Origin of the sequence: Pseudomonas sp. BN411 (assembly GCF_029871235.1) — a bacterium.
In the GTDB taxonomy this organism is placed as follows: Bacteria; Pseudomonadota; Gammaproteobacteria; order Pseudomonadales; family Pseudomonadaceae; genus Metapseudomonas.
This window is the reverse complement of record NZ_SSOM01000015.1, coordinates 19,735-28,317: the sequence shown is the minus strand read 5'-3', so window position 1 is coordinate 28,317 and position 8,583 is coordinate 19,735. Positions and strand designations below refer to the sequence as shown.

General features: G+C 66.1%; 9 protein-coding genes. 8 read left to right on the top strand and 1 reads right to left on the bottom strand.

All coding sequences use genetic code 11. The annotated features are described in order from the left end of the window. Nucleotides 1–236: 236 nt before the first annotated feature. Nucleotides 237–1,568, bottom strand: a complete 1,332-nt coding sequence (locus tag E8F06_RS00695) for an OprD family porin (RefSeq protein ID WP_280363190.1) — start codon at nucleotides 1,566–1,568, stop codon at nucleotides 237–239. Nucleotides 1,569–1,964: 396 nt separating this feature from the next. Between E8F06_RS00695 and E8F06_RS00690 the strand changes: the two genes are divergently transcribed. The 8 genes from E8F06_RS00690 to E8F06_RS00660 all read left to right on the top strand — a co-directional run bounded on the left by E8F06_RS00690 (nucleotide 1,965) and on the right by E8F06_RS00660 (nucleotide 8,552). After that, the gene (locus tag E8F06_RS00690) at nucleotides 1,965–2,933 is read left to right on the top strand and encodes an aliphatic sulfonate ABC transporter substrate-binding protein (protein WP_280363188.1); all 969 of its coding nucleotides are present in this window, start codon (nucleotides 1,965–1,967) and stop codon (nucleotides 2,931–2,933) included. Continuing rightward, nucleotides 2,933–4,165 carry an acyl-CoA dehydrogenase family protein gene (locus tag E8F06_RS00685; RefSeq protein ID WP_280363186.1) on the top strand — a complete coding sequence of 411 codons (1,233 nt, stop codon included), beginning with the start codon at nucleotides 2,933–2,935 and terminating at the stop codon, nucleotides 4,163–4,165. Before E8F06_RS00690 ends, E8F06_RS00685 begins: the two co-directional genes overlap by 1 nt. A gap of 157 nt (nucleotides 4,166–4,322) precedes the next feature. Further along, complete coding sequence (gene tauA, locus E8F06_RS00680; protein WP_280363192.1) at nucleotides 4,323–5,300, top strand: taurine ABC transporter substrate-binding protein; 978 nt, start codon at nucleotides 4,323–4,325, stop codon at nucleotides 5,298–5,300. Nucleotides 5,301–5,448: 148 nt separating this feature from the next. Further along, nucleotides 5,449–6,231: a taurine ABC transporter ATP-binding subunit gene (gene tauB / locus E8F06_RS00675; protein ID WP_280363184.1), complete on the top strand. Its 783-nt coding sequence runs from the start codon at nucleotides 5,449–5,451 to the stop codon at nucleotides 6,229–6,231. Continuing rightward, nucleotides 6,228–7,061, top strand: a complete 834-nt coding sequence (gene tauC, locus E8F06_RS00670) for a taurine ABC transporter permease TauC (protein WP_280363183.1) — start codon at nucleotides 6,228–6,230, stop codon at nucleotides 7,059–7,061. Before tauB ends, tauC begins: the two co-directional genes overlap by 4 nt. A gap of 121 nt (nucleotides 7,062–7,182) precedes the next feature. Next, nucleotides 7,183–8,016 carry a taurine dioxygenase gene (gene tauD / locus E8F06_RS00665; RefSeq protein ID WP_280363179.1) on the top strand — a complete coding sequence of 278 codons (834 nt, stop codon included), beginning with the start codon at nucleotides 7,183–7,185 and terminating at the stop codon, nucleotides 8,014–8,016. Between the two features lie 72 nt (nucleotides 8,017–8,088). Continuing rightward, nucleotides 8,089–8,268, top strand: a complete 180-nt coding sequence (locus E8F06_RS29325; protein ID WP_348532245.1) for an OPT/YSL family transporter — start codon at nucleotides 8,089–8,091, stop codon at nucleotides 8,266–8,268. A gap of 17 nt (nucleotides 8,269–8,285) precedes the next feature. Then, a complete protein-coding gene (locus E8F06_RS00660) occupies nucleotides 8,286–8,552 on the top strand; it encodes a hypothetical protein (protein ID WP_280363176.1) in 267 nt (88 codons plus the stop codon). Nucleotides 8,553–8,583: the final 31 nt, after the last annotated feature.

Below are 8,583 nucleotides of genomic sequence, written 5' to 3'. Positions count from 1 at the left end.
CCTCGTTGGGCTTCGCTGCGCTCTGCCCAACCTACAAAAGCCCCTCTCCCTGGCACTTCCCTGTGGGGGCGAATTCATTCGCCAAGGGCGGCGCAGCGGCCCCGTAGGTTGGTCCGAGCCTGCGAGGCCCAACGCGGCCGGTCACAGGCGCCGCAACGTTGGGTTTCGCTGCGCTCTACACCAACCTACGCAAGCTGTGGAGCGATCGTAGGGTGGGCTTCAGCCCACCACCGTCCTTACAGCAGCGTCAGGGTGTAGCTGAGGATCAGGCGGTTCTCGTCCTGGTCGCGGGCGGCGTCGCTGCGCAGGGCGGCATTCCGCCAGGACAGGCCGAGACCCTTCAGCGGGCCGTCCTGCAGCACGTAGTCGAGACGGAAGTCGCGCTCCCACTCGCCCTGGTCGCTGCCCTGGGTCTCGATGTTGCTGCCCTTCAGGTAGGTGCCCACCGCCTTCAGCCCCGGCACGCCGAGCTTGGCGAAGTCGTAGGCGTATTCGGCCACCCAGGTGCGCTCGCCGGCGCTGAGGAACTTGCCGATCTGGCGGTCGGTGATCAGGTAGGCGGTGGCGCCGTCGCCCTGGTTGAGGAAGGGGAAGGCGCTGTCGCCGGACACCTGCTGGTAGCCCAGGCTGGCCGCGTGGCCGCCGAGGGTGTAGGTGAACAGGGCGCTCCAGGTGCGGTTGTCCACCTCGTAGCGGTCCGGGTCGTTGGTCGCCCAGTTGCCCGCACTGCGGAAGCCTTCGCGGCGGCCGGCGGCGCTGGCGTTCTTGCCGTCGGAATCGCTGTAGAAGTAGCGCAGGTCGGACTTCAGCGCGCCCACCGGCAGCGCCCAGTTGTGGGTCAGGCCGACGAAGTGCTGCTGATAGAAGTCTTCCAGGTTGCCGTAGTAGTACTGCGCGACCAGGTTGTCGCTGACCTTGTAGTCGCCACCGGCGAAGTAGAACTTGTTGACGAACTGGCCGGTGCGGGCGTTGTTGGCGCCGGCGATCGACAGGCCGCGGGCGTCGCTGGAGTTACGCCCCTTGGCGTGTTCCAGCTGGCCGCCGATCAGGGTCAGGCCGGCGATCTCGCTGGAGGTCACCTGGCCGCCCTCGAAGGTCTGCGGCAGCAGGCGGCCGTCGTTGTAGGTCACCACCGGCAGCTTCGGCAGCAGGGTGCCGAGGCGCGCTTCGGTCTTGGAGAAGCGCACCTTGCCGGTCACGCCCAGGCTGCCGAAATCGTCCTTGGCGCGGCCGTCGTTGTCGGTGGGGAACACGGTGCCGCCGTAGTTGGCGCTGGTCGGGTTGTAGTGGCGGCCCTTGCCGGAATCCAGCTTCACGCCCAACAGGCCGAGGGCATCGACGCCCACGCCGACGGTGCCTTCGGTGTAGCCGGAGGCGTAGTTGAACAGGAAGCCCTGGCCCCACTCTTCCTGCTTGGACGGCGCGGCGGTGCCTTCGCGGTTGTCCGAGTTGATGTAGAAGTTGCGCAGGGTCAGGCTGGCCTTGCTGTCTTCGATGAAACCGCCGGCGGCGGCCTGCTGGGCCAGCACGCCGAGGGCGACGGACAGGGCGAGGGACGACTTGTTCATGCTCGATGCTCCATTGCGATCTTGTAAGGGTGTTGGGGTGCCCGGAGCAGGAGCTGACGCGACGCGCCGCTGCGTGACCTTCGAAGCCACTGTCTTTTTCACAGGCTCCGGTGCAAATGCGATGCGGCGGTCCGCTTTCGGCAGGCCGCCACTCTATGGCGGGATCGCTAATTTCCAAAAAGAATTATTTTTTAGATACAAATACCTTTTTGGAATAATAAAAGTTACGGAATCGGCCCAGACGACTCTCTAAGCTAATTCCAAGAAAGTATTTGAGAGCATTTTTTTAGATCGTTAACGTTGCCAAACCGGAACACCGGACGACCTGATCCCCATCCAGCGTCCTTGTTCCGGCCTCGTTGATTGCCGGACGACAACGCAATCAGCGAGGTCCCCATGTCTCATTCGCTTTCCTTCAGTCGCCGAACCCTGCTTGCGCTGACCCTGGCCGCCGGCCTGGTCGGCGCCTTGCCTGTCGATGCCGCCACCCAGTTGCGGATCGGCTACCAGAAGTCATCCACCCTGATCACGCTGCTCAAGGCCCAGGGCACGCTGGAGCGTGAATTGGGCAAGCAGGACATCCGCATCAGTTGGCACGAGTTCGCCAGCGGCCAACCCCTGCTGGAAGCGCTGAACGTCGGCAATGTCGACCTCTCCGCCGACGTCGCCGATACCGTGCCGGTGTTCGCCCAGGCTGCCGGCGCCCAACTCACCTACTTCGCCCTGGAAGCTCCCTCACCCGCCGCCCAGGCCATCGTCGTGCACCAGGACTCGCAGCTGAAGAGCCCGGCCGACCTCAAGGGCCGCACAGTTGCCGTCACCAAGGCGGCCGGCAGCCATTACCTGCTGATCGCCGCCCTGGCCAAGGCCGGCCTGAAGTTCTCCGACATCAAGCCGGCGTACCTGACCCCGGCCGACGGTCGTGCGGCTTTCGAGAACCACAAGGTGGATGCATGGGTGACCTGGGAACCCTTCCTCAGCACCGCCCGCAGCCAACTGGCCACTCGTACCCTGGCCGATGGCGCCGCCCTGGCCCGCTACCAGCGCTACTACCTGACCAGCACCCGCTACGCCAATGACCATCCCGAGGTGCTGGGTACTGTCTTCGGCGAGCTGGTGAAGGCCGGTGACTGGCTGCGAGCAAACCCACGGGAGGCAGCGAAAATCCTCGCGCCACAGTGGGGCGGGCTGGACCCGGCCATCGTCGAGAAGGCCAATGCCCAGCGCAGCTACCAGGTACAGGCGGTGCAGGCCGACAGCCTTCGTGAACAACAGAAGATCGCCGACGCTTTCTTCAACGCCGGTCTGCTGCCCAAACCGGTAGACACCCAAAAAGTGGCCATCTGGAACCCGCAGAAACACTGATGGCCGCCGGACTGCACCTGCCGCTGAGCCACCCGAGGGAGGCAGCGCTTTTCGACCCGCGCCTGTTCCCGGCCGACTTCGGCCTATACGGGGAACGTGTCGATCAGCTCAGTCGCCAGTTGGCCGCTACCGCTATCGAGCGCGACCAGCGCGGTGGCAGTCCGCAGGAGGAACGCGAGCTGTTGCGCGCCAGCGGCCTGCTGACCCTGGCCGTACCCCTGGCCCACGGCGGCCTGGGCGCCAGTTGGCCACTGATCTATCGCATCGTGCGCCAGTTGGCGGCGGTGGACAGTTCGCTGGCCCACCTCTTCGCCTTCCAGCACCTGCAGGTGGCCACCCTGCAGCTGTTCGGCAACCCGGCGCAGCAACGCCACTGGCTCGGCCAGACGGTGCAGGAGCGCTGGTTCTGGGGCAATGCCACCAATGGCCGCGACCGCCGCCTGCGCCTCAATCGGCGCGACGAACACTACGAGCTGAACGGCTGCAAGTCGTTCTGCTCCGGGGCGCTTGGCGCCGACGCGCTGATCGTCAGCGCGCCGCGCGGACACAGCAGCGACGACCGGGTCTTCCTGGTGCTGCCAACCCAGCGCGAAGGCCTGGCGATCAATGATGACTGGGACGGTTTCGGTCAGCGCCAGACCGACAGCGGCACGGTGCAGTTCGAGAATGTCTTCGTGCACAGCGAGGAACTGCTCGGCCCGAGTGGCGCCAGCCCGCGCAGCACCCTGCGTGCCTGCCTGTCGCAACTGGTGCTGGTGCAGCTCTACCTCGGCAACGCCCAGGGCGCCCTTGATGCGGCCCTGCGCTATACCCGCGAACAGCCAAGGCCGCGGGCTGGCGCCGAGGTGCTGGCAGCCAGCGACGACCCTTATGTGCAGCAGCGCTTCGGTGATCTCTGGCTGCGCTACCGCAGCGCCCTGCCCCTTGCCGAGGACGCCGCCCAACGTCTGCAGGCGGCCTGGGATCGCCCCGCGCTGACCGCTGCCGAACGCGGTGACGTGGCACTGGCCATTGCCGAGGCCAAGGTGGCATCCGCCCGTGCGGCGCTGGATATCACTGCGCAGATATTCGACAACCTGGGCGCCAGCGCCACCTCCGCGCGCTACGGCCTGGACCGATTCTGGCGCAACGTACGGGTCCACAGCCTGCACGATCCGCTGGACTACAAGGCCCGCGACATCGGCCGATGGTTGCTGGACAACCAGTTGCCGACACCGTCGATCTATTCCTGAGCGAAGCTAAGCTAATGCTAAAAAATTATTTATTCTGCGTTTTTTAGATCATTTAGATTCTCCTCACCGGACCACCGGACATCCCAGAAAGCAGCACACCCTGTCCCGTGGACCGGCCTCCAAGACCGGCCCCAGCCCGTTGAGGAGCACCTCCATGATTCCGTCCCTGTTCCCCCGTCGCCTGCTAGCGGCCCTGACCCTTGGCAGCCTGGCCCTCAGCGCACAGGCTGCGGACTTCACCGTCGCCTACCAGACCACCGTCGACCCGGCCAAGGTGGCCCAGGCCGATGGCGCCTATGAAAAGGCCAGCAAATCCGAGATCGACTGGCGCAAGTTCGACAGCGGCGCTGAAGTCATCACCGCTGTCGCCTCCGGTGACGTGCAGATCGGCTATGTCGGTTCCAGCCCCCTGGCCGCCGCCGCCACTCGCCAGCTGCCGATCCAGACCTTCCTCATCGCCACCCAGATCGGTGACGCCGAAGCCCTGGTGGCGCGCAACGGCGCCGGCATCACCAAGCCCGAAGACCTGATCGGCAAGAAGATCGCCGTGCCCTTCGTTTCCACCGGCCACTACAGCCTGCTGGCAGCCCTGAAGCACTGGCAGATCGACCCCACCAAGGTGACCATCCTCAACCTCGCGCCGCCGGCCATCGTTGCCGCCTGGCAGCGCGGCGACATCGACGCCACCTACGTCTGGGACCCGGCACTGGGCGTGGCCAAATCCAACGGCAAGGTACTGATCAGCTCCGCCGAACTGGGCAAGCTGGGCGCGCCTACCTTCGACGCCTGGATCGTGCGCAAGGATTTCGCCGAGAAGCATCCTGAAGTCGTCCGCGCCTTCGCCAAGGTGACCCTCGACGCCTACGCCGACTACCGCAAGGACCCGAAAGCCTGGCTGGCCGACAAGGGCAATATCGACAAGCTGGTGAAGCTCTCCGGCGCCAAGGCCGAAGACATCCCGCTGCTGCTGCAGGGCAACGTCTTCCCGCTGGCCGCCGACCAGGCAACCGCCCTGGGCGCGCCGACTACCCAGGCCATCAGCGAGACCGCGGCCTTCCTCAAGGAGCAGGGCAAGGTCGACGCGGTGCTGCCGGATTACGCCCCGTACGTCAGCGCGAAATACCTCACCAACTGATTGGCTGATTGGCTGCGCGTCGGCGTGGCGTTGTTGAAAACGACCTCGGACTGCTCACTTACAACAGTAAGCTCCGCGTCCTCGGTCGTTTTCGCCTAGCCACGCTCTAGCTCGCTCAATCAGCTCCACCTTGAAGAGCATTAGCAAAATGGCCTTACTCCAACTGGAGCGCATCAGCGCACAGTACCCAGGCGCGGCCGAGCCGGTACTGACCGACATATCTTTCGACCTCGGCCCCGGTGAGCTGCTGGTGGCCCTCGGTCCTTCCGGCAGCGGCAAGACCACCCTGCTCAACCTCATTGCCGGCTTCGTCAGCCCCAGCGCCGGCCGCATCAGCCTCGACGGCGTCCCCGTCAGCGGCCCCAGCGCCGAACGCGGCGTGGTGTTCCAGGACGATGCCCTGCTGCCCTGGCAGGACGTGCTCGGCAATGTCGCCTTCGGCCTCGAACTGGCCGGCGTGCCCCGCACCGAACGCGAGCAGCGCGCCCGCGAGATGCTCGCCCTGGTGGACCTGGCCGGCTTCGACAAGCGCCGCATCTGGGAGCTTTCCGGCGGACAGAAACAGCGCGTCGGCATCGCCCGTGCCCTGGCCGCCGACCCGCGCGTACTGCTGATGGACGAGCCCTTCGGCGCCCTCGACGCCTTCACCCGCGAACAGATGCAGGAGCTGCTGCTGCAGGTCTGGCGACGCGCCGCCAAGCCGGTGTTCCTGATCACCCACGACATCGAGGAAGCGGTCTTCCTCGCCACCGAACTCATTCTGCTGTCGCCCAATCCGGGCCGCATCGCCGAGCGCCTGCGCCTGGACTTCGGCCAACGCTACGCCGCCGGGGAAAGCGCACGGGCGATCAAGTCCGGCCCGCAGTTCATCGAAACGCGCGAGCACGTGCTCGCCCAGGTCTTCGCCGAACGTCATAGGAGAAGCGCATGAGCAGCCTCGACCTGACCCTGGCCAGCAAGTCCGCAACGACCGTGAAACCGCGCCAGCGCCGCCCGCTGAGCACCCTGTCCATCAGCCTGATGACCCTCGGCAGCCTGCTGCTGGCCTGGTGGGCCGTGACCACCGCCGGCCTGATCGAACCGCTGTTCCTGCCCAGCCCGCAGGCCATCGCCCGCAAGGGTTGGGTGCTGCTGACCCAGGGCTACATGGACGCCAGCCTCTGGCAGCACCTGGGCGCGAGCCTCGGACGCATCGGCCTGGCCCTGCTGGCAGCGGTGCTGATCGCCGTTCCACTGGGCATCGCCATCGGCCGCAACCGCGTCGCGCGCGGCATCTTCGACCCGCTGATCGAGTTCTACCGGCCGATTCCGCCGCTGGCCTACCTGCCCCTGATCGTCATCTGGTGCGGCATCGGCGAGCTGTCCAAGGTGCTGCTGATCTTCCTCGCAATCTTCGCCCCCATCGCCATCGCCACCGCCACCGGCGTGCGCAATGTCGACCCGGCGCGCTTGCGCGCGGCGCAGTCCCTCGGCGCCACCCAGGCGCAATTGATCCGCCATGTGATCCTGCCCAGCGCCCTGCCGGACATCCTCACCGGCGTGCGCATCGGCCTCGGCGTCGGCTGGTCCACCCTGGTGGCCGCCGAACTGGTGGCCGCCACCCGTGGCCTGGGCTTCATGGTGCAGTCGGCGGCGCAGTTCCTGGTCACCGACGTGGTGATCCTCGGCATCCTCGTCATCGCCCTGATCGCCTTCGCCCTCGAACTCGGCCTGCGCGCCCTGCAACGCAAGCTCGTGCCCTGGCATGGGCAGAGCCACTGAAGAACTTCTTGTTGGGCTTCGCGTAGCTCAGCCACAACCTACGTATCCGCCGTAGGTTGGGCCGGGCGGCGTTCCGCGAGCGCAGCGAAGCCCAACACATCCAGACATCGAGATACCCGCCATGCCCCTGCACATCACCCCGCTCTCCCCCGCCCTCGGCGCTGTGGTCGAAGACCTCGACCTCAACAAGCCGCTCGATGCCTCGCTGCGTGAAGCGGTGGAGCACGCCCTGCTCACCCACCAGGTGCTGTTCTTCCGCGACCAGCCGCTGAACCCGCAGCAGCAGGCCGCCTTCGCCCGCAACTTCGGCGACCTGCACATCCACCCGATCTATCCGAACATTCCCGATCAGCCGGAAGTGCTGGTCCTGGATACCGCCGTGACCGATGTGCGCGACAACGCCCTCTGGCACACCGACGTGACCTTCCTTGAAACCCCGGCACTCGGTGCGGTGCTCGCCGCCAAGCAGCTCCCGCCCTATGGCGGCGATACGCTCTGGGCCAGTAGCAGTGCGGCCTATGACGCGCTGTCCAAACCCATCCAGCAATTGCTCGAAGGCCTGACCGCGACCCACGACCTGTCCCGCTCCTTCCCCGAGGAACGCTTCAGCCTCACCGCCGAAGAGCACGAGCGCCTGGAGGATGCCAAGCGCAAGCACCCGCCGCGCAGCCATCCAGTGGTACGCACCCACCCGGTTACCGGACGCAAAGGACTGTTCGTCAACGAGGGCTTCACCACCCGCATCAACGAACTCTCGGCAGCGGAAAGCGATGCGCTGCTGCGCCTGCTCTTCGCTCATTCCACCCGCCCGGAGTTCACCATTCGCTGGCGCTGGCAGGTGGGCGACGTGGCCTTCTGGGACAACCGCATCACCCAGCATTTCGCCGTGGACGATTACCGGCCGCAGCGCCGCGTGATGCACCGCGCGACCATCCTGGGCGACAAACCGTTCTGATTGGGCTGCGCCCCGTGGTCTAGGCTTTCCCGTGCCGGCGCGACCCTGCTGGCGTGTCCCGTGGAGAGCAACATGACGGACCGCGTCCCTGACCACCTCGACCTACCCGAACTCACCCTGCGCGGGTTGGTCCTGGGCGCGCTGATCACCCTGGTGTTCACCGCCTCCAACGTCTACCTCGGCCTCAAGGTCGGCCTGACCTTCGCTTCGTCGATACCCGCCGCCGTGGCGTACTGCTGGCCTCGGGGTTGATCGTCGGCGAGAGCCTGATGGGCATCCTGCTCGCCGGGCTGATCGGCACATCCGGCAAGGATGCCCCGCTGGCCCTGGTCGGCCCCGGATTCAGTGATACGGCGGAGTGGCTCGGACTCATCGTCTTCGCCCTGGTTTGCATCGCCTTCTGCCGGCATGTGCTGGGCGTGCAACGTGCGAATTTATTCGCGAATGAATTCGCTACAGGAAAGTGCCAGGATCGACCCCGCGCGGACGGGGCTCTTGTAGGTTGGGCAGAGCGCAGCGAAGCCCAACGAGGTTGACCATGACTCCGCGTGTTGGGCTTCGCGTAGC

Bases quoted from the DNA above. Each gene is read 5' to 3' on its own strand.
- E8F06_RS00695 (WP_280363190.1), bottom strand. From the start codon at position 1,568: ATGAACAAGTCGTCCCTCGCCCTGTCCGTCGCCCTCGGCGTGCTGGCC.
- E8F06_RS00690 (WP_280363188.1), top strand. From the start codon at position 1,965: ATGTCTCATTCGCTTTCCTTCAGTCGCCGAACCCTGCTTGCGCTGACC.
- E8F06_RS00685 (WP_280363186.1), top strand. From the start codon at position 2,933: ATGGCCGCCGGACTGCACCTGCCGCTGAGCCACCCGAGGGAGGCAGCG.
- tauB (WP_280363184.1), top strand. From the start codon at position 5,449: ATGGCCTTACTCCAACTGGAGCGCATCAGCGCACAGTACCCAGGCGCG.
- tauC (WP_280363183.1), top strand. From the start codon at position 6,228: ATGAGCAGCCTCGACCTGACCCTGGCCAGCAAGTCCGCAACGACCGTG.
- tauD (WP_280363179.1), top strand. From the start codon at position 7,183: ATGCCCCTGCACATCACCCCGCTCTCCCCCGCCCTCGGCGCTGTGGTC.
- E8F06_RS29325 (WP_348532245.1), top strand. From the start codon at position 8,089: ATGACGGACCGCGTCCCTGACCACCTCGACCTACCCGAACTCACCCTG.
- E8F06_RS00660 (WP_280363176.1), top strand. From the start codon at position 8,286: ATGGGCATCCTGCTCGCCGGGCTGATCGGCACATCCGGCAAGGATGCC.